20 protein-coding genes are annotated in these 26,179 nt (G+C 60.3%); 7 read left to right on the top strand and 13 right to left on the bottom strand.

What is annotated here, in order from left to right; translation table 11 throughout:
- Window positions 1–75: 75 nt before the first annotated feature.
- Together PQG80_RS07980 and PQG80_RS07975 are read right to left on the bottom strand one after the other, a co-directional pair.
- Window positions 76–1,218, bottom strand: coding sequence for a BMP family lipoprotein (locus PQG80_RS07980; RefSeq protein WP_432432729.1), 1,143 nt, complete (start codon window positions 1,216–1,218; stop codon window positions 76–78).
- Window positions 1,219–1,332: 114 nt separating this feature from the next.
- The gene (locus tag PQG80_RS07975) at window positions 1,333–2,259 is read right to left on the bottom strand and encodes a nucleoside hydrolase (protein WP_271750911.1); all 927 of its coding nucleotides are present in this window, start codon (window positions 2,257–2,259) and stop codon (window positions 1,333–1,335) included.
- Window positions 2,260–2,591: 332 nt separating this feature from the next.
- On the opposite strand from PQG80_RS07975, the gene PQG80_RS07970 reads away from it, so the two are divergent.
- Together PQG80_RS07970 and add are read left to right on the top strand one after the other, a co-directional pair.
- A complete protein-coding gene (locus PQG80_RS07970; protein WP_271750731.1) occupies window positions 2,592–2,981 on the top strand; it encodes a DnaJ family domain-containing protein in 390 nt (129 codons plus the stop codon).
- Window positions 2,982–3,020: 39 nt separating this feature from the next.
- Complete coding sequence (gene add, locus PQG80_RS07965; RefSeq protein ID WP_271750730.1) at window positions 3,021–4,064, top strand: adenosine deaminase; 1,044 nt, start codon at window positions 3,021–3,023, stop codon at window positions 4,062–4,064.
- Between the two features lie 85 nt (window positions 4,065–4,149).
- On the opposite strand, the gene PQG80_RS07960 is transcribed toward add, so the two are convergent.
- From PQG80_RS07960 to PQG80_RS07950, 3 genes are all read right to left on the bottom strand, one after another.
- Window positions 4,150–4,776: a GTP pyrophosphokinase gene (locus PQG80_RS07960; protein ID WP_271750910.1), complete on the bottom strand. Its 627-nt coding sequence runs from the start codon at window positions 4,774–4,776 to the stop codon at window positions 4,150–4,152.
- 46 nt (window positions 4,777–4,822) lie between these two features.
- Window positions 4,823–5,503, bottom strand: a complete 681-nt coding sequence (locus tag PQG80_RS07955; protein ID WP_271750729.1) for a TerC family protein — start codon at window positions 5,501–5,503, stop codon at window positions 4,823–4,825.
- Window positions 5,504–5,664: 161 nt separating this feature from the next.
- Window positions 5,665–6,192, bottom strand: a complete 528-nt coding sequence (locus tag PQG80_RS07950; protein WP_271750728.1) for a YfiT family bacillithiol transferase — start codon at window positions 6,190–6,192, stop codon at window positions 5,665–5,667.
- Window positions 6,193–6,471: 279 nt separating this feature from the next.
- Here PQG80_RS07950 and PQG80_RS07945 point away from each other — a divergent pair, with 279 nt between their 5' ends.
- Together PQG80_RS07945 and PQG80_RS07940 are read left to right on the top strand one after the other, a co-directional pair.
- Complete coding sequence (locus tag PQG80_RS07945; protein WP_271750727.1) at window positions 6,472–6,813, top strand: hypothetical protein; 342 nt, start codon at window positions 6,472–6,474, stop codon at window positions 6,811–6,813.
- Between the two features lie 357 nt (window positions 6,814–7,170).
- Window positions 7,171–7,935 (top strand): YheC/YheD family protein, encoded by a 765-nt coding sequence (locus PQG80_RS07940; RefSeq protein WP_271750726.1) that lies wholly within the window; start codon window positions 7,171–7,173, stop codon window positions 7,933–7,935.
- Window positions 7,936–7,966: 31 nt separating this feature from the next.
- Here PQG80_RS07940 and rnhA read toward each other — a convergent pair whose 3' ends face one another.
- Entirely contained in the window at window positions 7,967–8,632 is a 666-nt protein-coding gene (gene rnhA / locus PQG80_RS07935; protein WP_271750725.1) for a ribonuclease H, read from the bottom strand.
- 291 nt (window positions 8,633–8,923) lie between these two features.
- Between rnhA and PQG80_RS07930 the strand changes: the two genes are divergently transcribed.
- A complete protein-coding gene (locus PQG80_RS07930) occupies window positions 8,924–9,901 on the top strand; it encodes an aldo/keto reductase (RefSeq protein WP_271750724.1) in 978 nt (325 codons plus the stop codon).
- A 36-nt stretch (window positions 9,902–9,937) separates the two neighbouring features.
- Here PQG80_RS07930 and gpmA read toward each other — a convergent pair whose 3' ends face one another.
- Window positions 9,938–10,720: a 2,3-diphosphoglycerate-dependent phosphoglycerate mutase gene (gene gpmA, locus PQG80_RS07925; RefSeq protein WP_271750723.1), complete on the bottom strand. Its 783-nt coding sequence runs from the start codon at window positions 10,718–10,720 to the stop codon at window positions 9,938–9,940.
- Window positions 10,721–10,963: 243 nt separating this feature from the next.
- Between gpmA and PQG80_RS07920 the strand changes: the two genes are divergently transcribed.
- Complete coding sequence (locus PQG80_RS07920; RefSeq protein ID WP_271750722.1) at window positions 10,964–12,415, top strand: SulP family inorganic anion transporter; 1,452 nt, start codon at window positions 10,964–10,966, stop codon at window positions 12,413–12,415.
- Window positions 12,416–12,540: 125 nt separating this feature from the next.
- Here PQG80_RS07920 and pruA read toward each other — a convergent pair whose 3' ends face one another.
- The 6 genes from pruA to PQG80_RS07890 all read right to left on the bottom strand — a co-directional run bounded on the left by pruA (window position 12,541) and on the right by PQG80_RS07890 (window position 24,658).
- Window positions 12,541–14,109: an L-glutamate gamma-semialdehyde dehydrogenase gene (gene pruA / locus PQG80_RS07915; protein ID WP_271750721.1), complete on the bottom strand. Its 1,569-nt coding sequence runs from the start codon at window positions 14,107–14,109 to the stop codon at window positions 12,541–12,543.
- A 33-nt stretch (window positions 14,110–14,142) separates the two neighbouring features.
- On the bottom strand, window positions 14,143–15,330 hold the full coding sequence (locus PQG80_RS07910; RefSeq protein ID WP_271750720.1) for a saccharopine dehydrogenase family protein: 1,188 nt from the start codon (window positions 15,328–15,330) through the stop codon (window positions 14,143–14,145).
- A 131-nt stretch (window positions 15,331–15,461) separates the two neighbouring features.
- Window positions 15,462–16,214: a GntR family transcriptional regulator gene (locus tag PQG80_RS07905; RefSeq protein WP_271750719.1), complete on the bottom strand. Its 753-nt coding sequence runs from the start codon at window positions 16,212–16,214 to the stop codon at window positions 15,462–15,464.
- 111 nt (window positions 16,215–16,325) lie between these two features.
- On the bottom strand, window positions 16,326–22,535 hold the full coding sequence (locus PQG80_RS07900; protein WP_271750718.1) for a carbohydrate binding domain-containing protein: 6,210 nt from the start codon (window positions 22,533–22,535) through the stop codon (window positions 16,326–16,328).
- Window positions 22,536–22,851: 316 nt separating this feature from the next.
- Window positions 22,852–23,889 carry a Gfo/Idh/MocA family protein gene (locus PQG80_RS07895; RefSeq protein WP_271750717.1) on the bottom strand — a complete coding sequence of 346 codons (1,038 nt, stop codon included), beginning with the start codon at window positions 23,887–23,889 and terminating at the stop codon, window positions 22,852–22,854.
- 58 nt (window positions 23,890–23,947) lie between these two features.
- Window positions 23,948–24,658, bottom strand: coding sequence for a hypothetical protein (locus PQG80_RS07890; RefSeq protein ID WP_271750716.1), 711 nt, complete (start codon window positions 24,656–24,658; stop codon window positions 23,948–23,950).
- Window positions 24,659–24,848: 190 nt separating this feature from the next.
- Between PQG80_RS07890 and uraA the strand changes: the two genes are divergently transcribed.
- Window positions 24,849–26,147, top strand: a complete 1,299-nt coding sequence (gene uraA / locus PQG80_RS07885) for a uracil permease (RefSeq protein WP_271750715.1) — start codon at window positions 24,849–24,851, stop codon at window positions 26,145–26,147.
- Window positions 26,148–26,179: the final 32 nt, after the last annotated feature.

Genomic DNA, 26,179 nt, shown 5'->3' with positions numbered 1-26,179 from the left:
AGCTATAAAACGGAAGAAAGGACAAGGCTCGCATAAAGCGGCCTTGCCCTTGCGGAGATTCCGTGCAGCGCGGAATTATTCCGTCGGAACCTTGATCTCTCCGCTGATGATCTTGTTCTTGTATTCTTCGACCTTGTCGAGGATATCCTTGGACACGTTCGGATTCTCGACCGGCAGGCCTACGCCGCCTTCGGCGAGTCCGAGCTCGACCGTCTGGCCGCCGTGGAAGTTGCCTGCGAGCAGGTCGTTGGAGACGCGGTATACGGCCTCGTCGACCTTTTTCACCATCGAAGTCAGCGTTACGTCGTTGCCGAACTCGATCGATTGATCCTTGTCGACGCCGATTACCCATACTTTTTTACCGGCTTTGAAACGATCCTTCGCTTCGTTGAAGACGCCGTTGCCGGAGCCGCCCGCCGCGTGGAAGATGATGTCCGCGCCGCCGTCGTACATCGTAGCGGCAGCCAGCTTGCCTTGGTCCGGCTTGCTGAAGTCGCCAACGTAGTTCACTTCGATCGTAGCGTTCGGATTGACGGCCGCGACGCCCGCCTTGAAGCCCGCTTCGAACTTCTTGATGACCGGCAGCTCCATGCCGCCTACGAAGCCGATCTTGTTCGTCTTCGTGGTCAAACCAGCGACGACGCCCACGAGGTAGGAGCCTTCGTTTTCCTTGAACAGGACGGACTCGACGTTAGGAAGCTCCTTGGTCGGCGTCGTGTCGATCAGGGCGAGCTTGGCTTCGGGATTCTCGCTCGCTACGGTCGTAGCCGCTTCGGCGAACAGGAAGCCGATGCCCCAAGTCAGGTCGTAGCCGTCCTTGACGAACTTCGTCAGGAAAGGAATGTAGTCGCTGTCCTTCTTGGATTCCAGGTACTTCGGCGCCGCGCCTGTGTCGGTACCGATCTTCTCGAGCGCTTCCCAAGCTTGCTGGTTAAACGACTTGTCGTTGACGCCGCCAAGGTCGGTAACCATGCCGATCTTCTTGCCCTTGCCGTCGGCAGGCGTTGTTGCATCGCTAGGCGCAGCGGATGCGGAGGCCGAAGGCGACGCGCTCGCGGAAGCGCTCGGGCTGGCGGACTCGGATGCTGGCGCGCTCGCGCTTGGCGAAGCCGCCCCTTCGTTGTTGTTGTTCTTGCTTCCGCAGCCGGACAGCACCAGCAGCATCGCCATCATGGCGACGAGCATCAGGCTTAATGGCTTCATCGTGCTTTTTTTCATGCTTGATTCTCTCCCCGTCTATTTTGCTTGTATTTGCATCTACGGCGCGCGGACCGATCCTTGGCCGCTCGGAAGAGCGGCGGAAGCGGCTCCGCGGGCCGCGGTAGCCGTAATTTAAGCTTGCTTGAGCAACTCGGTCATATAGTCGAAAAAGCCGTCGCGATCGACGTCGTAGACCAGGTTCACGGGCCTGCCTCCGTCGGCCAGCTCCGTACGGCCTTGCGCCGCGCCGTCCGTTCGCACGATGCTGTTCACCGTCTTGACCTTGACCAATTCGGGCTTGCCAACATAGGCTGCGGTGAGTACGTCCCATAAATAGTAGGTCGAGTTGGTCGCGTGGAAGATGAGCGGCGGAACCAGCGCATAGCACTGGCCGACGAAGTCGATCGCCTCGTGCTTCCGTAGCTTGGCCCAAGCGTCCCGCGCTCCGAGCGTGAGCGGAACCTGGTTCGTGCTCTCCAGGGCGACCATATCGATGCGCAGCCCGCTCGCCCATACGCGCGCGGTGCCTTCCGGATCCCAGAACGCGTTCCACTCGGCCGTGCCGTCATGCTCCGGCTCCTCGACGTTGCCCTTGGGCAGGAACGTGCCGCCCATCCATACGACGCGGTCGATCCGCTCCTCGATGTCCGGCGCCTCGTCGAGCGCGCGTGCCAGGTCCGTCAGAGGTCCCGTGAAGACGAGCGTCGTCTTGCCCTCGCCTGCGCGGACGCGATCGATCAGATGAAGGTGAGCGGGCTTGTCCGAGATCGGCGCAACAATGGACTCGGCTTCGTTCAGGATCGGAAACGCGTCGACGTAATAAGACATAATACGCCAAGCGGCCGGAAACGGATTTTTGCCCCGCGAGTCGGATCTGGATAAGTCGAGACCGTCGCGCGGCGCGCCGCCGAAACGGTCGATGATCTTGCGGCTGGCCTGGATCGAAGGCTCCAAATAACCGTCCGCGCCGATCACGGAAACGCCTGTCAGCTCGACGTTCGGCATGCGGAGCAGCAAGAGCAGCGCAACGAAGTCGTCGCCGCCGCCGTCATGATTCATGTAAACTCTCAACGTTCGACCATCCTTTATGAACCTTTTTCCAAACCGCGATGAACGGATGTCCTGTTATCTTTTATAACTCATTAATCACATAAATACCAGACCCATTTAAAACTTCGTATTACCCGAACGGAGGCATTGTGAATCGCGCTGAAAAATCGCGCTTCGGTTCGTTAATAATACCGATGCGATTGCGAATCCGCTCGCCAATCGCCGTCCGTCCATGTTAACTAAAGTGACAGAATGAATCGTTTGTCGGCATTTGCGGCTTCAATCAACCGTTTAACCCGTGATACAATGCTATAATAACACAAGCAAAGGACGGTGGGCAGATGAATTGGATTGTCTCCATTGCCGAGCAAAAAATACGCGAAGCGGAAAAATCGGGTCAATTCGACGCGATCGCCGGAAAGGGCGGGGCATTGCCCGCCGACGATCTGGCAGGCGTGCCCGAGGAACTTCGCCTCTCCTACAAGCTCCTCAAGAACGCCGGCGCGCTGCCCGAAGAACTGCAAATCCGCAAGGACCTCGTCACGCTGTCCGACCTGCTCGGCGCATGCCGGGATCCCGGGGAATCGGGAAGGCTCAGAGAAGAACTGACCGAGAAACGCCTTAGATACAGGCTGATGATGAACGAGCGGGGCTGGGCGCACAAGGACGCTTACGAAGAATACGCGGATGCCGTGCAAGCCAAGCTGACGCGGCAAGACTCCGAATCGTAAAGCCGGCGCCGGACGCCGCGATAACCGGGAGGGATCGGGATGGACAATTGGCTCGAAGCGCTGCCTAAAGCGGATCTGCATCTTCACCTGGACGGCTGCGTCAAGCCCGGCACGCTGCTCGCGCTGGCCGCGGCGCGCGGCTATCCGCTGCCAGCGGACAACCCGGAGGACCTGCTTCCGTACATGCAGGTGGAAGAGGATTGCGACAGCTTGAAGACGTACCTGGACAAATTCGGCTTTGTCCTCCCCCTGATGCAGGACACGGAGGCGCTCGCCCGCGTCGCCGAAGAGGCGGTGGAGCAAGCTGCGGCGCACAACTGCCTCTATATCGAAGTGCGGTTTGCGCCCGCGCTGCACACCGACGAAGGCTTGTCCGCGGACGGCGCCATCGCGGCGGCGCTCGCAGGATTGCGCCGAGGCGAAGCCGCATACGGGGTGACCGCGCGGCTGATCGTAATCTGCATGCGCCATCACGGCGAAGAGATCAACGTACCGGTCGTGCGCGCCGCGATCGCCCGGCACGGTCAGGGTGTCGTCGCGGTGGATCTGGCAGGCGACGAAGCCTCGCACCCCGCCGAGAAGTTCCGCGGCACGTTCGTCGTCGCCCGCGAGGCCGGGATCCCGATCACGATCCACGCGGGCGAGGCCGCAGGTCCCTTCAATGTCCGCGAGGCGGTCGAGAGCCTGGGCGCCGCGCGCATCGGCCACGGGATCCGGCTGCGCGAGGATCCGGAGCTGCTCGCGTGGATCCGCGATCGCCGCGTGCCGCTCGAGCTCTGCCCGACGAGCAATATCCAGACCAAGGCGGTCGCATCCTGGGACGATTATCCGCTCAGGCGCTATTATGACGCAGGCGTGTACATCACCGTGAATACGGACAATCCGACGGTATCGGGCACGGATATGACCCGCGAGTGCCAAGCGCTCGTCACCCGGTTCGGCTTCACGCTCGCCGAGCTCGCGGGCCTTATGCGGGGCGCGCTCGAGGCGTCGTTCGCCGAGCCTCCCGTCAAGGAGGCTCTGCTGCGGAAGTTCGACGAGAAGATCGCGCGCCTGAGAAACGACTCGACCCGCGAAGACTGAGCTTGCGCGGCATTCAAAAATCCGGCCCCTTTGCGGGAGCCGGATTTTTCCTTCATTAGAGTAAAGCGTTTGCGCGTCGACGCCCTTAATGCTCGTCCGACCGGTATTTCTGCACTTCCTCGTTGAGCGCGAACATGCGCTTGTCGAGCGAAGCGATCAGGTCTGCCGTGTCCTTGAGCTGCGTGCCGATCTCATGCGGTACCTGGGCGTTGAACTTATAATAGATCTTGTGCTCGAGACTCGCCCAGAAATCCATCGCGATCGTGCGGATCTGGATCTCGACGGGCACCTGCTCCATCCGGTCGGTCAGGAAGACCGGCACGAGGATGATCAGGTGAAGGCTCTGGTAGCCGTTCGGCTTGGGGTTCGCAACGTAGTCCTTGACTTCCAGCACGGTTACGTCCTGCTGCTTGCTGATCATCTCGTACATCAGATAGATGTCCGTGGAAAAAGAGCAAATGACGCGAATGCCCGAGATGTCGCGGATATGATTCACGGCGTTGTCGATCGTCACCGCCAGCCCTTTGCGGATCAGCTTGTCCCGGATGCTCTCCGGCGACTTGATACGCGTCTTCATGTGCTCGATCGGATTATAGTTTTGGATAAAATGAAGTTCTTCGTTCAAAATGTTCAGCTTCGTGCTTACTTCGTCCAGCGCGAATTTGTAGGTCAGCAGCATTTTGCCCCATTCTCGCATGCTGCTCTGGTCCATGGCCATCTTCGTATGTCTCCCTTATGCGTGTTAACCGTTATCTCGTTTAATGCCGGTGACGCCATACTCGCCTCGAGCGCCAGAACGACAACGCGCCGTAAGCGAGGAACAGGACGCCGAGCAGAAACGGCAGAATCTCCGGTACCGCCGGGACGGTCTCGTCCAAGTAGTCGCCGACCCAGGGATCCCCGGAGAGCATCTCTCCCGCCGAGTAGCCCAGCAATCCGGCGCCGATCCATACGAGCGGCGGAAACCGCGTCATCAGCTTGGTCAGGAACTGGCTGCACCAGATGATGAGCGGGACGCTGATGGCGAGTCCGATCACGATCAAGGTGAAGTTGCCTTTCGCGGCGCCCGCAACGGCCACGACGTTGTCGAGGCTCATCACCAGATCGGCGATCACGATCGTACGGATCGCGCCGCCCAGCGTCGACTTCGCCTCGATCTCTTCCTCGTGCGAGTCCTCGCTCAGCAGCTTCCAGGCGATGAACAGCAGCAGCACGCCGCCGCAAGCCTGCACGAGCGGGATCCGAAGCAGCGTGACCGCGGCGAACGTCAAGACGACGCGAAGTCCCACCGCGCCGACCGTGCCCCAGAAGATCGCTTTTTTCTGGTAGGCGGCATCCAGGTTTTTGCTCGCCATCGCGATGACCACCGCATTGTCGCCGCTAAGCACGATGTTGATCAGAATCATATCCAGCAACGCGAATACCCATTCGTTTTCCATAAAGCGCACTCCTTGTCCGATCTTGGCGCCGCATGCGGCGCATAGCGAAGGTATTTCTTTCCGAAAAAAGCCGCTTAAGATTTCATTTTACCCGAATCAGGGGCATGCGAACAAACCCGTCCCCTTCGGAACGGGTCTGGTCGCGGCGATAACCGCCGGCTCTACCAGCCCATGCGATCCCGCAGCCTGTCGATATGCGCGGTGTGGTGCTTGCCGTGCCAGACGTACATGCCGAGACAGCGGTCCAGGCGCACCACCTGACCGCTACCGGGATGGTAGAACGCCCGGGAGAATTGCTCGTCGGTCATCGACTCCAGCAGCGCCGTCCAACGCACGTGCAGCGCGGAGACGAGCGCGAGCGACGGCTCGACGGGCAACGCCCGCGAGTCTGCCAGCTCCGCCCAGAGCTGCTCCTCGTACGGCTTGATGGCAGGCTGCTCCTCCGTAAGCGCCAGCTTGAAGCGCATCAGGCAGTTCATATGACTGTCCCCGACGTGGTGCACGACCTGCCGGACCGTCCAGCCGCCTTCTCGGTACGGCGTATCGAGCCGCTCGCCGTCAAGTCCCCTCGCCGCCTCGGACAATTGCCCCGGCAGCGCCGCGATCTCCTGAATCCACAGCCTGCGCTGCGCAGCGGAGATCTCGCCTTCGTGTTCGAATTTTCCGATCGGGTACCGTAACTCTTCCATCTTCTCCCGCTCCCGTCCGTTTTGAACGCCTATCGATGCCCGGCGGGCGTCAGCCGCCTGCTTAGCGTCCGGATTCGTCCAGTATAGCATAATCGGTACGTATTTCTTCTTCGCTTGCACCGTTACGACGATGCCGCTCTCGCCCACTCGTATGAATCACGTGAAAAAATACAAAAATTCATGTGCGATCACACAAAATAACGCTAGCCAAGACAAACGTCCATCGGTTATAATGAAAGCGCTACCACCCAAACTTTCGACGAGGGGGATAACGAAAAGATGGATGCAGCGATGAATTTGTATGAGCAGTTCGAGCCGCGTACGGATTGCTACTTCTTTCGGATCGGCTCGCACGGTCAAATTTGCTGTCACGGCCGCAACTATACGATAAAGAAAAGAATGACGGCCGAGCAGGTCGCCGCCTTGACCAAGGACGCCGCGTTCGTTCGAGTCTCCTCGGATTGCTATGTTAACGTCAGCAAGATTACCTACCTCTCCGGCGACACCGTATACTTTGGCGAAGGTCCCGCGCTGAACCATATGCTCTCCGTACCGAAGCGCAAGCAGCATCTGATCCGCCAGAGCATCTCTCACCTCCAAGGTCTGCGCATCAGCGTATAATCGGACAAAAGGCCATCCGCAGAATGAATTCTGCCGCGAGGGCCTTTTTTGTATGCCGCCATAAGGTACGCCAGTCGCGCGCGGATCAAGCGCCGCGGATCGACTTGCGGTCATCGTGAGGGGACACGCCGTACTCCTTGCGGAACAGGCCCGATTCAAAGAGACGTGCGCGGCCAGCTCCTCCCGCGTCAGGTCGCGGTCCAGGTTCATAGAGCCGCCTGCAGGAGCGCAGGATATACTGCCGTCAGCGCTCCCGGCGTCAGATATCCCCTGCCCCGCGGACGTTGTGCCAAGGCGGGTATCAGCCGTGCCCGTTAAGGCGGCGGCTCCGTAATGTATCCGGAGGGAGATGATGACATGCCAAAAAGCGCCATCCGCAGCTTGTCGGTCAAAAACAAATGGCAAAAAACCAAATGGCTGATGGCAGACCCGGCCCTAAGACCGCTCGTTCCGGAAACAAAGCCTTTTTCCCGCGAAGCGCTGGGAGAGATGACCCGCCGTTACCGGATGGTATATTTCAAACCGACCGGGGGAACCGGCGGCGGAGGCATTGCGCGGATCGAACGAACCCCGGCCGGCAGATTCCGCGTAAAGAAGGATCTGAAAACCAGCGTCGAAGCATCTATCGCCTCGCTCTTTCACCGCTTAAAGCGCATCTCCCGCGGAAAAAGTTATCTGCTCCAGAAAGGAATAGAACTGCAGAAAGCCGGCGGAAAGCCGTTCGACCTGCGCGTAATGGTGCAAAAGTCGCTTCAAAATCGCTGGGTACCGACCGTGATGTTCGTGAAAGTCGGAAAGCCCGGCAAGGTCGTTACAAATTATCATCAGGGAGGCAAGCTGGAGACGGTCGAACGGGCGCTTGCGCGCGCCGGCCATCCTCCCGCCGGAATCCGGCGTTACAAACGGCGGCTGCGCACGCTAGGCATGCGGACCGCCCGCTGCTTCGGCCGGCACAGCCCCCGGTTCCGCGAGCTGGGCCTTGACGTGGCTCTGGATCGCGGCGGCCGTCTATGGATTCTGGAAGTGAATACGAGGCCCGGTTATTCGGCGCTCAAGTCGCTGCCGAACAAGCGTCTATACCGGACGGTTACCCGGTATGGCAGAAATTACGGCAGAAGGTAGCAAGCCTGCTTATCTCCATCCGCTCTGCTCTTCAGCCTTTTCTGCCATAGTCGGCCTTCACTTCGCCCCAGCGCTCCGTCTCCCATTTAAGCACCTTGTTCGGATATGTATTGACGTTTAGCCAGCTTAGCGCCCGGTCGACGAGCTCCCATATGTCCCGGGTCGATTCGTCCCGCGGCAGCGTCGTCACGACCTCCTTCTGCTTCACCCACTTGAGCGCCGTTCGGGAGTCGCTGTATATCGTCTTGGCGCTGCCCTGATGCTTCAGGTAAGCGAGCGCATGGACGATCGCCAGAAATTCGCCCAGATTGTTCGTGCCCTTGCGGATCGGCCCGACGGCGAACAAGACGTCTCCGGTCCGCGTATCCACGCCTCTGTATTCGACCGGTCCCGGATTGCCCCGCGTCCCGACATCCACCGACACGCTGTCGAAGTCGATCTCCCGCTCCGCCTGGTCCGGCGTCAGCGGCGGCGCCCCGGCCTTGCCGGCGGACCCGGACGAGGACGAGCCCTTGCCCCCGCCTTGCCCCCAGTGTTTTTTCCAACCATCGCGGTAGGCGGTCTCCGCTTCCTTCTTGCTTGCGTACGACTTGTACTTGGCGTCCTTGCGCCCGTTTACCTGCGCCTGGCAGGCTGGCCAGGAATCGTAGATCCCCGGCTTCGCGCCTTCCCATACCACGTAATATTTTCCCGCCATGCGTCACTACCTCCATGCTGCCGCCGCCCTGCCGGCGGGGCCGACTTTAAGAATAGATTGTACCATACCGGGGGTAAAGCGAACGAAAGAGGCCGAATAAAAAGATAAACGCGCGCAAAATTGCCGCCCGGCGCATACGTGAGTACGAACTCCCTTTCCCTCTGGATGGTGTAACGATTGGATGCTCGATTGCGCCGGCTCGGAAGCGAGGTTCCCGCGGTTGATCATCCGCCCATTGCGTGAGACAATCATTGATCATGGCTTGTTCATTGAATTCGAGGAGGTATTCGCATGCAATATCGTTCATTGGGGAAAAGCGGGCTCAAGGTATCGGCGATCGGGCTCGGCACGAACGCATTCGGCAAACGCGCGGACAAGGAGACGTCGATCCGGATCGTCCACGAGGCGCTGGACAGCGGGATCAACATGCTGGACACGGCCAATATCTACGCGGGAACGCAATCGGAGTCGATCATCGGGGATGCGCTGGCCGGCAGGCGGCACGAGGCCGTCCTGGCGACCAAGGCAGGGCTGCCGATGGGACAAGGGGCGAACGATCGGGGATCGTCGCGGTTCCATCTGCAGCGCGAGCTGGAGGGAAGCCTGCGGAGGCTGAAGACGGATTACGTGGATCTGTATCAGATCCATACGTTCGATCCGGGTACGCCGCTCGAGGAAACGCTGCGAACGCTCGACGACTTCGTGAGCGCGGGGAAGGTGCGTTATATCGGCGCTTCCAACTATGCGGCATGGGAGCTCATGAAGGCGCTCGGCATCAGCGAGCGGCTCGGCCTCGACCGCTTCGTCTGCACGCAGGCCAGCTACTCGCTCGCGGACCGTACGCCGGAGTCCGAGCTGATCCCGCTATGCCTTGACCAAGGCGTCGGGCTGATCCCCTATTTCCCGCTGGCCGGCGGCATCCTGACCGGCAAGTACGCCTCGGCCGGCGAAGCCGCGCCGGAGGGCTCGCGCGCGGAGACCGACCCGTCCTTCCGCCGATTCCTGGGCGGACGGGCGGACGAGCTCGGCAGGCAGACCGCGGCGCTGGCGGACGAGCTGGGCGTGCAGCCGGCCGTGCTCGCGATCGCATGGCTGCTGGCTCGGCCCGCCGTGGCGACCGTCATCGCAGGCGCGACCAAGCCCGAGCAGCTTCAGGCGAACTTGGCTGCCGACGCGCTCCGACTGTCCGAGGATGCGCTCGGGCAGCTGGATCGCATCAGCGACGGCTTCCGGGGCGGCGATCCGTTCGCGGTCTATCGACTGCCCTGATCCGGCGAGGCGGTTGGCGCGGGCCTGCGGCGCCCCTCATGCGCGTTCGTGGCGACCTTCTCCCTGCGCGGGCATGTCCTGCGCGGGATCCGGATAGATGCGGCGCGGGATGCTGCCGGGAGGCAGCGGCCCTTCCTCGCCGAGATAATAATGCCTGACCGGCTTTAGATCGTCCCCGAATTCATAGACGAGCGGGACGGCGGTCGGAATGTTCAGATTGACGACGCCGTCCTCCGGGAGATCGTCCAGATACCGGATAAGCGCCCGCAGCGTGTTGCCGTGCGCGCACAGCAGCAGCTTGCGCCCGGCGACAAGCTCGGGCAGGACCGCGTTCTTCCAGTAGACAAGCGCGCGCGACGCGGTGTCGTCCAGATTTTCCGTCAGCGGCACTTCGCCGCCGATGTCCGCATACCGGGGATCGTCGCCAGCATACCGCGGATCGCTCCGCGCAAGCGCCGGCGGACGTTCGCTGACCGAACGGCGCCACAGCAGCACCTGATCGGCGCCGTACCGGTCCGCCGTTTCCGCCTTATTCAACCCCTGCAACGCCCCGTAATGCCTTTCGTTCAGCCGCCAGCTTTTCGACACGGGGATCCAGAGCTGCCCCATCTCGTCGAGAATGATGCCCATCGTGCGGATCGCACGCGTCAGCACGGACGAATGCGCCGCGTCGAACGCATACCCGTTTGCCTTCAGCACCTTGCCGGCCTGCCTGGCCTCCGTTCTCCCCTGCTCCGACAGATCCGAATCGGTCCAGCCCGTGAACCGGTTCTCGAGGTTATATTCGCTCTGGCCGTGCCTGACGAAAACGATTTTCATGCCCATTCCCTCCGCTCTTGCGCTAATCTTATTATAAACGGATAACGCGCGACAACGCATTTTCGCCCCCATCCGGGGTGTTCAAGCCCGCAACGAACATGTATAATGGACCGGTCGACGATCGGACCCGGCTTTTCTGAGAGAGAGAAGCCTCTTTATCCCAACCAGGGCGCCATGCATCGGTACGGAACCGAGCATCAACGATTGCAGTGCGCCCCGGTATCTTCGAAAGGAGTTTTTTTGTTGTTTCAAAAATTGAAAAGCATCTGGTTCTTCAACACGCGAAGGGACATTTTGTCCGGGCTCACGGTCGCCTTCGCGCTCATTCCGGAAGCGATCGCCTTCTCGATCCTCGCCGGCGTAGACCCGATGGTCGGCTTGTATGCCTCCTTCGTCATCGCCGTGACGATCTCGATCGTCGGCGGGCGACCGGGGATGATCTCGGCTGCGACGGGCGCGATGGCTTCCCTGATGGGACCGATCGTCGCCAAATACGGCGTGGAGTATATTTACGCCGCAGCTCTGCTGACCGGGGCTATCCAATTCGCGATGGGCTTGCTCCGGTTCGGGCGCTTTATCACCTTTATCCCGCACTCCGTCGTCACCGGGTTCGTCAACGCGCTGGCTATCATTATCTTCATGGCGCAGCTGCCGAACTTCGAGGGCGCGAATTGGCAGATGTACGCGATGGTCGCGGGCACGCTCGCCATCATCTATCTTTTCCCCCTGCTGACCAAGGCCGTGCCTTCCGCCCTCGTCGCCATCATCGTCATGACGATCGTGTCCGTCGGCTTGGGATTGGACCTGCGGACGGTCGGAGACATGGGGCCGATTACGCAGCGGCTGCCGCTGTTCCATATACCGGACATCGACTTCTCCCTGGACGCGATCTGGCGCATCGTGCCGATCTCGCTCGCGCTTGCCGTCGTCGGGCTGACGGAATCGCTCATGACCGCCACGATCGTCGACGAGATGACCGAGACCAAGAGCGACAAAAACCGGGAGGTGCGCGGTCAAGGCATCGCCAACATCGTCTCCGGCCTGTTCGGCGGCATGGCCGGCTGCGCCATGATCGGACAGACCGTGATCAACGTCAAGTCCGGCGGCCGCTCGCGGCTATCGACGTTCGTGGCGGGCGTCTTCCTTCTGTTCCTGATCCTCGTGCTCGGCGACGTCGTGCGCGAGATTCCGATGGCCGCGCTGGTCGGCGTCATGATCATGGTCTCGATCGGCACCTTCGACTGGAACTCGGTGCGCACGCTGGCGAGGATTCCGCGCAGCGATGCGCTCATCATGGTCGTGACCGTCGGCATCGTCGTCGCGACGTCCAATCTCGCGCTCGGCGTCCTCTCGGGCGTCGTGCTCAGCGCGGTATACTACGGCTGGCGTTCCGCGCGGATCCAAGCGCATGCGGAGATCGGGCCGGGCGGCCGCAAGGTGTACCGGATCGCCGGACAGCTCTTTTTCGGGACGATGAACCCCTTCGTCGACCTATTCGACTACAAGAACGATCCCGATCACGTCACGATCGACTTCGCCGCGTCCCATGTGTGGGACCACTCGGCCGTGACCGCGATCGCGAAGGCAATCGACAAGTACGGGCAGTACGGCAAAAAGGTGCGGATCGTCGGATTGAACGAAGACAGCCGCCGGCTCCTCGATTCTTCGGGACTGCCCGGCGCGGCATCGCGATAACGGAAGCCGACGCTGGCCGCAAGAGCGCTTTTAAAGTCAGAAACGGATGAAGCAGCGCTTACCTGCTTCATCCGTTTTTTAATGCCTATGCTATTTTTTTTAAATTCTTCGTGATCTCACGGTTTCTACTGACGAACGGAAGTCAGCTTGGCTTGCGTGAATAATAGCATATAATCGTAGCCGCCCGCTTTCGAATCGGTTCCCGACATATTAAATCCGCCGAAGGGATGTACCCCGACAAACGCGCCCGTGCATTTTCGATTGATGTATAAGTTTCCGCAATGCATCGACTCAAGCGCATGGGCGATCCGCCCCTGGTCGCTTGAAAAGAATGAACCGGTCAAGCCGTATTCCGTGTCATTGTAGATCTCGATCGCTTCCTGCCAGTCCTTTGCTCGGGTCACGCCCAATACCGGACCGAATATTTCTTCCTGCATGATTCGCGCTTTCGGAGAAACGTCGGCAATGACCGTAGGTTCGATAAAATAGCCATTTCCCGCAGCCGGTTTTCCGCCTGTCAACAATCGCCCTTCCTGTTTGCCCGCTTCGATATACGCCAGAATTTTTTCGTACGCGTTCTTATCGATAACCGGACCGATCGCTTCGTTATGCTCCGGCAAGCCGACGTTCAATTTTCCGGTCCATTCGACCACCTTTTCCAGCACCTGGTCGTAGACTGACGCTACGATAATCGCGCGCGATCCGGCGGAACATTTTTGCCCTTGAAAACCGAACGCCGATGCGACGATCGCTTGCGCGGCCTGATCCAGGTCAGCCGTTTCGTCGACGACAATCCCGTCCTTGCCGCCCATCTCGGCAATGACGCGCTTCATCCAGATCTGCCCCTCCTGCGTCTGGGCAGCCAGACGCTGGATGCGCAAGCCGACTTCCTTGGAGCCGGTAAAATTAATAAAACGTACCTTGGCATGCTGCGTGAGCGTGTCGCCGATCTCGGCGCCGCTGCCGGGAACAAACTGGATCACGCCGGGCGGCAGTCCTGCTTCTTCCATGACTTCTACGAATTTATAGGCAATAACGGCCGTCGCGCTCGCCGGCTTGAGCAGCACGGTATTCCCGCCGACGATAGCGGCACCCGTCATCCCGGCCAAGATCGCAAGCGGGAAGTTCCAGGGCGGAATAATCGCTCCGACGCCCAGCGGAATATATGTGATCCGGTTAAGCTCGCCCTCCATTTTGATCAACGGACGAGAATCGTTCGTTTGTTCCAAGCGGATCATTTCCCGCGCGTAAAATTCGAGAAAATCGATCGCTTCCGCCGTATCCGCATCCGCTTCGCCCCAATTTTTTCCCGCCTCGAATACGAGCCAGGCAGAAAATGCGTGCTTCCGGCTCCGAATCAACGCAGCGCCGCGCAGCAAGCAGTCCGCCCGCTCCGATACGGGGACTTTTCTCCATGTCTCGAATGTCGCAGCTGCGGATTGTACCGCTTCTTCGATCAGCTCGGCCGATGCCTTGCTCACCGTGCCGACGACATGATCCGTTTCGGCCGGATTGATCGATACGATCTCCTGTTCCGTCCATACTTTTTTACCGCCGATCAGGAGCGGGTAAGTTTGTCCCAATTGCCGTTTCACTTCTTGCAGCGCGGTTTCCATCTCCAGCCTATTGCTCTCCACGCTAAAATCGGTCAACGGCTCGTTTTTGAAAGGCTGCAACGCCAACTTTTCTACCATTTTGCTCTCCTCCTGTATTCGTTTTCTAATTTTCTACAAGCTCACTGTCGGATGCACGCGCTCTTGAATGACGATGCCTCGGTTTTGCAGCTCTTGGATGAAGGACAGATAAGGAACATCCTTGGTCGTACGCAGCAGGCCGCTGCCTCGAATGTCGCCGCGGGCGATCATCTGGGCGACGATGCTTGCCGTGAAACCAACGGTTCGGTTCATCGCGAACAAGCCCGTATTCGTATCGCGGTAGTCGATCAAATCATAGGTAATCCGGACATCTTGGTTATCCTTGACGCCCGTTATCGTATTTCTCATCAGGACGATATCCTTTTCCTCTTTCTTGTAATGAAGCTGCGGCTCCAGATGCGCTCTCATGAACGCGTGCGGAGTAATGGACGGGGACAAGCCCGCCACCGGCTCATCGCTTAAAAATTGCATCTGTTTAAGCGCATGCCACAGCTGCGCGTGACCGCTCCATCGAATGTATCTTCTGGAGGAGTTGCGGAGCGTCGAGGAAATACCCAAGATATCGGCGAATACCATCGCGTCCCCGTTGACGATCATCTCCAGCTCGCCGTCAATGCCCGGAAATTCCAAGGTCTCCACCCATTGCGGCGCATGCTGCTCCTCGGCAGGAATGTCGATAACCACGCCATTCTTCATGATTTTCCCGGGTCGCTTGTGGGAGATAAGAACGCCGTCCCAAATCCAAGTCAGTTTGTACTTGAGCGGATTGTCGATGGCGGACGGCTCAGGGATGCCGCCGCAGTATGAATGCAGCTCATAGACCTGATCCAGCTGGCTGACGCCATATCCGCATAGAATCAGATCAATGCCGGGGTCTAATCCGGCTTCAGGCATTATAATCACGTTTTGAGCAGCAGCCTTCTCATGAATCCCTTCCGGCAAAGCGCTTGCATAAAAAGTATTTACGAGCGGTACGCCCGCTTCTACCGCCGCTTCGGAAACGGTCCCGATGAAGGAAATGGGCAGCAGATCGATGACGACATCTACCTGATCCCGCATCAGCGCCACTAAATCCGCTTTGTTTCTCGCATCCAGATTTTTCAACCGGATCTTGCTCAGATCCAAGAATTCGCCAAAACGCAAAAGATGATCCGCTTGAACATCCGCACATACAATCTCGCTCACATTCGGACTGCGGCACAAATCGTAAATAACGGCTTTCGCTTGCATGCCTGCAGCCCCTAAGACCAAATATTTCAAAGCTCATGTCCCTCCTTAAAATTGTTCAACAATATTGATGACCTATTTTGATACTATTCTCGATTCCAGATGATGTCAAGATAAAAAAAACCCGACCGCTGGGATCGAGTCTTCTCTCTACGATGAAGGCGTTAAAAAATATCGCCTAGGCTGGCAAATTGCACGTTATCGATTTGAAGAGTATTCATGGCATTCGCAATATGCGAGCGAACCATCATACCCGCAAGTTCTGCGTTCTTTGCCCTAAACGCCCGGATGATCTCCCGATGCTCCGCCGCGCCCGGAGCGGTCTGCGCCGAAGTATGGAAAAACACCGTCTCGTATAAAATCAAATAAATATTGGTCTGATCCATAAGCCTCTCGGCGAAATCGATTAAAAAAAGGTTGGCGCATTTACGAATATAGGACATATGGAAGGCTTTATTGATTTGCAGATACGCTCTAAAATCCGAATTCTGGATCGTTTGCCCTTCTTCATCGCACAATCTTTCCATTTCCGCGTAATCGGGCTCTTCCATGAAGGGCACCGACAATCGCGCGGCCAGCTGCTCCAGCTCCATGCGAAGCTCGTAGGCCTGCACGATCTCATCTTTGGTGGGCTGGATCACGAAGGCGCCGCGATTCGGAATGATGTTGACCAGACCCTCCTCGGCCAGCTTGCGGATCGCGCCGCGAATCGGCGTTCTGCCGACGTTCAATTTGTCCGCGATGACGTTCTCCACCAATTGATTTCCCGGCGCCAATTGCCGCTTGAGGATCGAATCCCGCAGCTTGTGATAAATAAACATCTCTATGGTTTCCTTGGATTTGCTCATACCGTTAACAATTCCCTTCTGCTGCATCCATTCGCTTAGGCATTTTAACTGTACAATCTTATTGAACAATCTTGAACAATCCTATTATACCGATAATTAAACAGCTTACAAAATCAAAAAAGAGCAGTCTCTCAGGTCGCTTGATGACCTTTGAGACCGCCCGTTTTATGCTCTCTTACGTTATTTCACCGTTACCGTAATCTCTTGGCTCATCGTCGTTCCCGCCGCATTGGCCAGTTCCGCTCTGTACGCGTACGTACCGGAGGCTCTGCCCGAGACCGGCGTGCTCGCCGATTGCGCCTGCGGCGTACCGGCGTTTAAAGTCTGCGTGTGGATCAATTGGCCGTTTTCGTACAGCTTGTAGGTCGTCCCGTTCGTGCCCCACCACATATTCATGGCGATGGCATACTCTCCGTTCTGATCCCAGTTGTCGTGGGACAGTACCGGCTTGCCGGGATTCGCGTCCTTGACGACGACCGTCACGGGAGCGCAAGCAGTGGCACCGCGCGCGTTCTTCAGCTCGCAAGTATACACGTACGTACCGTTCGGCTTGCCCGTCACGGCCGTCTCCGCATGCTGCGCGCCGGGCGTTGCCTCCGCCAGCCGCTTATCGTCGATCGGCACGCCGTTCTCGTACAGCGTATACCGCGTGCCGTTCTGTCCCCACCACAGGTTCATCGTCACCTTGTATTTGCCGTCGTGCAGCCCGTTCGCATAGCCGCTGTCGCTGGCGAGTACCGCCGTGCCTGGAGCCGCGGTTGCCAGCGGCACCAGCGCTTCCTGCGCCGCCTGCAGGGCATCCGCAGCCGCATCAACCTGCGCTTGCGTCGCGGCCTCATCTGCGTTTACGGCATTCGCCTGCGTCAGTGCGGCTTGCAGATCCGCCCAGGAGGCCTGGGTATACTCATCTTCGTACACCGACTGAGCAACCGAGATCCTGGCGGCGAGCGCCGCTTTGTCCGCGCTCTCCGCACCCTCGGCCGGGATGAGACCGACCCAGTCCATGTTCATCGGACCGAGCACGTTCCACATCGTCAGCATCGCCGTTCCTTGCTCCAGGTAGGTGCCGGTCTTGATCCGCAGCGCTTTCCAGTACTGCGGCTGCGTTCCCCAGTCGAACGTACGCGGCGCTTCCGCCGTATACATCTGGCCGCCGATCTGGATCAGGCGCGTCGACTGGTCGTCGCCCGTCAAGCCCCAGCCGGCCACGTATTTGACCACGATATCGTAGTTGCCGGACTGGGGTACGTCCAGCTGCCACGCGATCGATTGACCCTTCTGATCCCATGCCGCTACGCCGGTGCCGTTGGACAGGAAAGCGCGCGTCGTATAAACGTCGAAATTGCCGCCGGACGTGGACTGGAAGAATTCCGCCTCCTTAAAGGAAGACAACGCCTCCTTCACCGCGTCGTAGTCGTCCGCAACCTCCGATTCCGTCAATTCTCCGCTGCCCGCCGTTCTGAGCCGGAGCGTCCCGCCCGTCCCGCTCATCATGATCGTCGGCGACGCATCGAGATACATCGAAGCCTTCGGCGAACCGAACTTTTGGAATACGAGTCCTTCCGGCGCCTCCAGCACTTCATACAGACCTGCCGATACGTTATTCAGCTGCCCCCATCCCGCCGTGCCGCCTTCGTTCGTTCCGTATGCCTGCATGGCGACCGGCGTGCTGACGCCGTCGATCTCGACGTTCAGCGTGAACGGAGGCTGTGCGGCCGGAAGCGATCCGGCCTGCAGATGGAAGCGGTGATCGCCGCGGCCGGTACGGACCGTCAGCAGATGGCCGTCCTTCTGCATGTAGAGACCTCTCTTGTCCAGCGCCTCCTGTACGTTCCCGCCGAGCTGGACCGGTTCATAACGGTCGTCGTGGAGTACGGCCTCGGCCGGCACGTAGATCTGCGCCTCCACCTCGGAGACGCTCGATACCGAGAGCTCCTCGTCGTCGATGGATATCGTAGCAGGAATATCGGCCTCGAACCGCGTGACGCCTCCCTTGACGAGCTTGGTCCCGCCGACCAGCACGAGACTGTCGTCCTTCACGGTGACGGCGATGCCGTCGAACTGGATATCGCCCGCGTTCACGATGCCGCTGTCCGCCAGTCGCACCAACACCTGCGTGCCGTCCGTGAACGCGATGCTCTGGTAGGTCCCGTGATTCGTCGATTCCGTGATGCCGAGCGGCTGCGAGCCGACCCGATATGGTTCGTACGTAGAGACGATCGTCGCGCTTTGCGCCTTCGGGGAGACAAACTTCGCATGCCATTGCATCGGCTTCGAAGCCAGCGATCCCGTCGGATTGACTTCGGTCCCGTCCTCCGTCAGATACTTGTCGGTAACCGTCGCCGCCAAGGGTGACTGCGTATGGAATTTCACCTTCATCATCGCATTTTTTTGCTTTATCGTGGCGCCTTGCCCGTCGTCGTCCAGCTCCAGGCTAGACATCGCGTGGAGCAGGTATTCGAACTCCGATCCGGCCGGATCCTTGGACTTCAGGTTGTCGACGACGACAAAAGCGTTCGGCTTGACGTATATGATGCTGCGCTGCGCCTGCGCCAGACCCGGATGATCCGGATCGGCGTACGTATTGTACGATTGCGTCGCATCGCCGACCGTCGCGTCGATCGACTTGCTCGTCACGAAGCCGGTAATCTTGCCGGAGGCGGTCATGTCCAGGATCTTCTGGCCTTTGCCGCCGTCGTACGTAATCGCATTGTGCGCCAGCGTCGTACGGGTGAAGCCGCCGTCATGGTCGCTCAGATAGCTGTCGTACTGTCCGGCGTCGATCGCCAGCTGTTCGCCGTAAGCGTTGATGACGAAGCTGTTCTGGTCCGCATGATTGTGATTGTAGCTGCCGTAGGAACTCGACTTGAAATAGAGCGACACGCGCTCCGGATCGTAGAGGCTGGAATGCATCGCGACCCAATCCGTGTCCTTCTGCCACTTGGCCGTCGGCAGGTCGACCGGCGGTCTGCTGTCCAGGTCCGGATCCCCGTAGGTGAACCCGAATAAGTAATCCAGATCCCTGTTGAAGCTGAAGGCGTTCGCGTACCACTGGACGACCGGGTTCTGGTACATTTGCGCCGTTCGCTGCGCGTTCGTCGCGTTCAGCGCCGGATACACATTGAGCGTATCGTCGCCGAAGACGCCATTGGGCTGGCCGTTCGGCATGAAGTACAGTCCGAACGTCTGCTCGTTGCGCGTGAACGCCTTGTCGTACAAGCTGAGCTTCGATGCGGCGAGCAGCACGTCCGCGAACAATTTGTCCGCCAGATGCGAGTATTGCCAGTAGCCCGTACCGGACGCCCAGCCGCCGTCGTCTCCCGCTACAGGCGGGTAGATGTTAATTCGGGCCGGCACGGATTTCTCGAACCAATCCTTGGCCGTGACGTACAGCGGAACGCCGTTTACGACCGCATCGTCGTGCAGCAGCGCGATCGCGATCGTGCCGACATACCCCGACGCCGTCCATCCGTGCGAGTTCCATGGGTTTTTGTAAAGCGAATTGGAGCCGAGGATCGAGTCGACGAGCGTCTGCGTGCGCCTGACGATCATCGGAAGGATATTCGGTTTATCCGACGCCTCGATGAGCGGATAGATCCAGTCGTACGCAATCGCGCCCTTGTACGCGATCTCCCGGAACGCCTGATCGACCTGCCGATAGTTCGTCGAGCCCAGCGGGTCCCACGTCATCACGTTGAGCAGCCGCTCCTTGGCGAAGTTGCCGTATGCTTCGTCGCCCGAAACGAGGTAAACGAAGGCGGCGCTCATCATCATGTCCGTTTCCGCTCTGGTGTAGTGCGTCACGCGGACGATATCGGCGACGAAGGCTTCGTCCTGCAAATTGTAATAATCGCTTGGATAATCGAACTCCGGTTCGGCCGGAAGCGGCGCATTGAAGTTGACGTTCCGCTTCGCTTCCTCGAAGATCGGCTTGCCAAGTCCGTCCTTGTAGGCCCGGAATTCATCCAGATCGTCCGCATTGGTCAGAATCCGGGGGTGGGTCGCCGACACGTTGTCAAACAGATCGTCCAGCTCGGGCACGAGGAATGGAACGGCATCCGGCGTCAACCGGAATTCGCGGGCAGCGCTCCACTCCGACCAGCCGGCAGCGATATGAAACCGTACGCGCCAGTTGTATGAGTTGCCCGGCTCGAGGGGAGCAGGCAAATTATGCAGGTTCTGCTTCAGATCGTTCTTGGCATAGACGGGGGCGCTGAACGCGCCGTCCGAAGCCGCGGCGATCTGGAGCTCGTACTTGTCCGCGCCGACGATGTACGGCCATGCGAAGTCGGGCGCATTTTGGCTCGTGACCGCCTGATCGGCAGGCTTAAAGTGCATGTACGTGCCGGCCACGAGATTCGTCGGCCAGGACAGCGATCCTTGCGGCTCCTCGACCTCCGGCCCGGCGGACGAACGAAGCTCGGCCGAGTCGAACACGATCGTCGACTGGTCGGCCGCGGACGACGAGAGCAGCACGCGCACGAATGCCGTGCCGGCCGGCGTGGCCCCTTCCGCGGTCAGCTTCTGCCAGCCTGCGGCCGCTGCCGCGCCCGCTTCATGCGAGCCTAGCAAGCCGCCGTCCCCGTCATAGTACTGCAGGGTCAGACGGGCCGCGCCCGCGGAGACGCTCGCCCGCACGGACGCCTTGTACGTCAGTTCGCCCGCATGCGGGATGAACCCGCTCCGGATGCCGAGCGGCAGCTGCGCGCTCGTGTCCGTCACCTTAACCGCCTTTGCGCCATGGTACACCGTATCGGTCACGGAGACGACGCTGCCCGCCGTCGGCTCAACGACGTTCCAGCGGTCTGGCACCGCTCCGGCCGACTGCTCGAAGCTGGCATTAGCCAGCAGCTCGTCGCTGCGCATGGTGACCGCATCGACGTAAGCCGTCGTCGGCGCGGTCGCCGTATTGTCGTAAATATAAACGACGGCATGATGGCTGTACGCCTCTGAAGGCGCGAACTGTACGGACAGATTCTGCCAGCCTGACGTCTTGCCGATCTCGGCCGCCTTCTGCTGGAACTGGTTGGACTCGTTATAGCCGCGGAATAGGACGGTCAGCTTGCCCTGCTCGACCTTCGCCTTCAGCTTCACCGTGTAGGTCTCGCCGAAGCGGATCGGAAGATTCGGCGTCTTCACCCCGACCTCGCGGCCGGTTGCCGTGCCGTCGTCCGTGATCTTCAAGCTTTTCGTTCCTTCGAACACCGTAGCGGTATCCAAGGACAGGTTGACGGCTTGCGCCGGGACGGTCGGAATCCAGACGGCCGGCAAGCCGTTCTGGCCGGCATCCTCGAAGCCGCCGTTCGCAATCGATTCCACCTGCGGCTGCGGGTCGGTGTCGTCATAGCCGGTGATGCGGAGCTCGGCCGAGTCGAACGTCACGACCGACTGCGCCTCGGCGCCCGAAGAAGCCAGCAGTCTGAGCGACGACGCCGAAGCCGGCGGGGCCGCGGTCACGGTCAGCTGCTGCCAGCCCGCTGCGGCGGCGGACGCGGTCTCTGCGCTGCCGACCGGCGTGCCGGCCGCATCGAAGTATTGCAGCGTCAGCGCGGCGGAACCGCTCTGCACGTTCGCCCATATGGCGGCACGGTACAACGCGCCAGGGGAGTGCGCTACGGCCGCGCTCTGGATGCCCAGCGCGTCCTGGGCGCTGCTATCGGCCACCTTCACGCTGCGGCCGCCTTCGTATGCCGGACTCGTCACGGAGGTCGCGCCGGACGCCGGCGCCCCGTAGACGCTCCATGAGACAGGCAGCCCGCCGGACGCCGCCTCGAAGCCCGGATTTGCGAGCAGCTCGTCGCTCGTCATCGTTACGGCGTCGACGAACGCGGTCGTCGGCGCGACGCCGCTTCCTTCGTAGACGTACACGACGATATGATGGCTGTAATCGGCCGGCGGCGCGACGGTGACCGCGAGATCCTTCCAGCCGCCGCCGGCGCTTGCCGTGGCTAGCTTTTGCTGGAAGCCGTTGGACGCGTTGAAATAGCGAACGAGCAAATTCACGCTGCCCTGCGTCACGTTCGCTTTCATCGTGACCTTGTAGGTCTCGCCGAAGCGGGCCGGAATGTTCGGCGTCTTGACGCCGACCTCGCGGCTGCCGCCGACGCCGTCGTCGTTCAGCTTCAGGCTTCTGCTCCCGGCGGCGACGGTCGTCGTATCCGACGTGACGTTGGCCTTTTCCGCGGCCACGGTCGGGATCCAGGTCGCCGGAAACTGATCGCTCCCCACGCTCTCGAAGCCGCCGTTCGCGATGAGCTCCGGACCTCGCGGCCATTCCGCGGGCGCAGCCGCGCTCGCGGAGGAAGACGAGAATAAATTCGCGAACGAACCCCCTAACATAAACAGGATTAACAGGATCGATACTCTTTTGTTTACCGATGGATGAATCAATTCTTTCACCTCTCCCGTTTAAATGAATGGCAATTTGACAGCGCTTGCATTTTATTTCCCGGTTCGCGAGCCGCTAGATGAAGCTCCCGCCGGGCGCCGGCCTCCCTCACCCTGATGATAAAAAATCCGCGCGGCCTCCGTAAATCGTCGGAACCGGGCAGGATTGCAATTCTTTTCGGTTATCCGAAAAAAAGATCAATATATTCGATACAGCATAACGGGAGGGACGATCGGAAGCTGCTAAGCGAGCATGAGAAAGACCGTCGAGAGAGACTCGACGGTCCGGTGCGGCCGGCGGAGAGATCCGCGGCGCCGTCTATTTTGTTGTAATCCCCGTGTACTCCGAACCCGTCGCCCCTGCGGCCTCCGCCCGATCCGCCGGATACGCGACGCCGATCTGGCGTCTCGCCTCGTCCACCACGTCGAGGACGGCGAGCATCCGCTCGTGCGTGTTGATATCCGACTCCGTCCTGCCCTCGCGCACGAGGTTCACGAACGCCTGCAGCTCATACACCATCGTATGCTCGGACTGCGGCACGGAGATCTCTTCCTCGCGCCCGTCGTGGTATCGGATGCTGACGCGTCCCGGCTGGCTGATCTTGTCGATCAGGATGCTGCCGTCTTCGCCCTGAATCTCGCTCGGAGCGTACGAGTTCGTAATCTTGGAGTACATGGCGACCGCCTCCATATCCGCGTACCTCAGCAGCACCGTGCCCTCTCCGTCCGCGCCGGATTCGAGCACCAGACCGCTCGCCTTCACCTCGAGGGGTTTTCCGAACCAATAGATCGCCGGATAGAGGCAATAGACGCCGAGGTCCATGAGCGCGCCGTTCGAGAGCGCCGGGTCGAACGCGTTCAGCACCGTGCCCGCGCGGTAGGCGTCATAACGTGAGGAGTACTGCCCGAAGTTGCCCACGTACCGCCGGACCTTGCCGATCGAAGGCAAGGCCCGCTCGATGGCGCGGAAGCTCGGTATGAACGTAGGCTTCATCGCCTCCATGAGCAGCACGCCGCAGCGCCTCGCCTCCTCGATCATGCGGCGCGCCTCCGCCCCGTTCGAAGCGGCCGGCTTTTCGCATAGCACGTGAATGCCATGCCGCATGAATAATATGGATTGCTCCGCGTGGTAGGCATTGGGCGTCGCGACGTAGACGGCGTCGATCAGGCCGCTGGCCGCCATGGCCTCCATGTCGTCGTATGCGCGGGCGATGCCGTGCCGCGCCGCATATGCCTCCGCCCGTTCCTTCGAGCGCGAGCAAACCGCGACCGCTTCGAAGCCTTCCGCTTCCTGGGCCGCAGCCAGCAGTCTGTCCGTAATCCAGTTCGTGCCGACGAGTCCGAATCTTACCGTCATGAGTGTCAGGCTCCTTGCGCAATTGTCGTATGATATTCGCGTTTCTGTTCTAATTAGATCACAAGCCCTCGCGGAAAAACAAGTTTCGATAAACGTATCTCGAGCCGGGGGGCTTGAAGTCGAGGGCAAGATAACCCGGGGCGCCGTCGACGGCGCGGAGTTCCCCGGCCTTGACGCGGCGGCGGACAAGCGCGGATACGGCGCCGCGATCGGCGCGCTCCATCGCCGATGCGAGCGCGTACGCGTATCCACGATCCGACGCGAGCGCGCCGCAGAAAGGCAGCAGGGCCGCAGCGACCGCCCGGTGCGCGCCAGGCGCGAAGTAAAATTGGACGGTGCCGGGCGGAATCGTAATGCCCGTGGCGTATGCGTCCGTTGTTCCGGGCGACGGATAATCGACGAAATATCCGATGCCGTTCGTGCCGATGCCCTGCTCCAAGCGGCCGGCGAGCGGGGACGCCTGCGCCAGCCGCCGCTTCATGTCGTCCAGCCGCAGCGCCACGATATCGCGCGACCAGCGCTCCGCGAACCGACGGTTGGCGGCGACCTCCCGATAGAAGGGGAGCATCGCGCGCGCGGAGAGCCGCAGCGCGCCGGCGACGCTGCGTATGGACGGCCTCCGGTCCGCCCGCCTGCCCGGCGCCCCCCGGTTCCCCGTACAGCAGATATCCCCTCGCAGCAGGAGCGGGCGGCTCGCCGCGCGATCGTTCGGCCCTTCGGCTATTCCATGCCGCGGCCCATCCTCCCTAACCTTTCTCGCACCGTTCATCGCAAAGCTCCTCTCTTCCGATTGCGTATCGGCTTCTCCCGATAGGATATGAGGAAAACTGCGGAGACGGAAGCCGATCGTACGACAAGATATCCGGAAATGAAAAACATGGCTTGTCAAAACGAGATGAACTGTATAGAATCTACAAAGGATTTAAGCATAGATCGCGAAAATTGGAGGATTGCTACCATTGACGAGGCGTGAAATCGGTATTCACGAACGGCCTCCGCTGGGCCAGAGCTTCATGCTCAGCCTGCAGCACCTGTTCGCCATGTTCGGGTCCACGGTGCTCGTGCCGAACCTGCTCGGCGTCGACCCGGCCGTCTGCCTGCTCATGAACGGGATCGGCACCCTACTCTACATCTGGATCTGCCAAGGCAAGATTCCCGCTTACCTCGGCTCCAGCTTCGCCTTCATCGCGCCGGCCGGCGCGGTCATCGGTGCCTACGCGGAACACGGCGACGGCTATGCAGCCGCGCTCGGCGGCTTCCTGGCGGCCGGCGTCGTCTTCGTTTTCGTCGCTCTGATCGTGCAGTATGCGGGGACGGGCTGGATCTCCGTCGTCTTCCCGCCGGCGGCCATGGGCGCGATCGTCGCGGTCATCGGGCTCGAGCTGATCCCGGTCGCGGCGGGCATGGCCGGCTGGATCGCCCCGTCCGGCGCGGCGGACTGGTCGCCCGACGGCAAGGTCATTACCGTATCGGTATTCACCCTGCTGGTAACCGTGCTCGGCTCCGTGCTCTTCCGAGGCTTCATGAAGATCATCCCGATCCTGTTCGGCATCGTCGCGGGCTACTTGCTGGCCTGGAGGCTCGGCGGCCTCACCGACTTCGAAGGCGTGAAGAACGCGGGCTGGCTGGCGGCCCCAACGTTTACGGCGCCTTCGTTCGAATGGACGGCCATCCTCACGATCGTGCCGGCGGCGCTCGTCGTCATCGTCGAGCATATCGGACATCTGATCGTCACCGGCAACATCGTCGGCAAGGACTTGTCCAAGGACCCGGGCCTGCACCGGTCGATGCTGAGCAACGGCATCTCGACGATTCTGTCCGGGTTCGCCGGCTCGACGCCCAATACGACGTACGGGGAAAATATCGGCGTCCTGGCCATCACGCGCGTATACTCCACCTTCGTCATCGGAGGCGCGGCCGTCATCGCGATCGTGCTCGCCTTCCTCGGCAAGCTGTCGGCGCTGATCGCGGCGATTCCCCCGGCCGTCATGGGCGGCGTATCGCTGCTGCTGTTCGGCGTCATCGCCGCCTCGGGCCTGCGGATGCTCGTGGAATCCAAGGTCGATTACAGCAAGCCCGCCAATCTGTTTCTGACGACGGTCGTCCTCGTCACCGGGCTGTCGGGCGTCAAGATCACGGCAGGCGACTTCACGCTGTCGGGCATGGCGCTCGCCACGGTCGTCGCGATCGTGCTCAGCCTGCTCTTCAAAATGTTCGAGAAGCTCGGTTGGTCGAACGAGCGGGAATCATCGCATTAACGCGGCAAAACGCATAAAAAACGTCGGGGCCT

Source organism: Cohnella rhizoplanae, assembly GCF_948329515.1.
GTDB classification, from domain to species: Bacteria; Bacillota; Bacilli; order Paenibacillales; family Paenibacillaceae; genus Cohnella; species Cohnella rhizoplanae.
The sequence above is the reverse complement of the archived record's forward strand: the minus strand, read 5'-3'. Positions and strand labels throughout refer to the sequence as shown.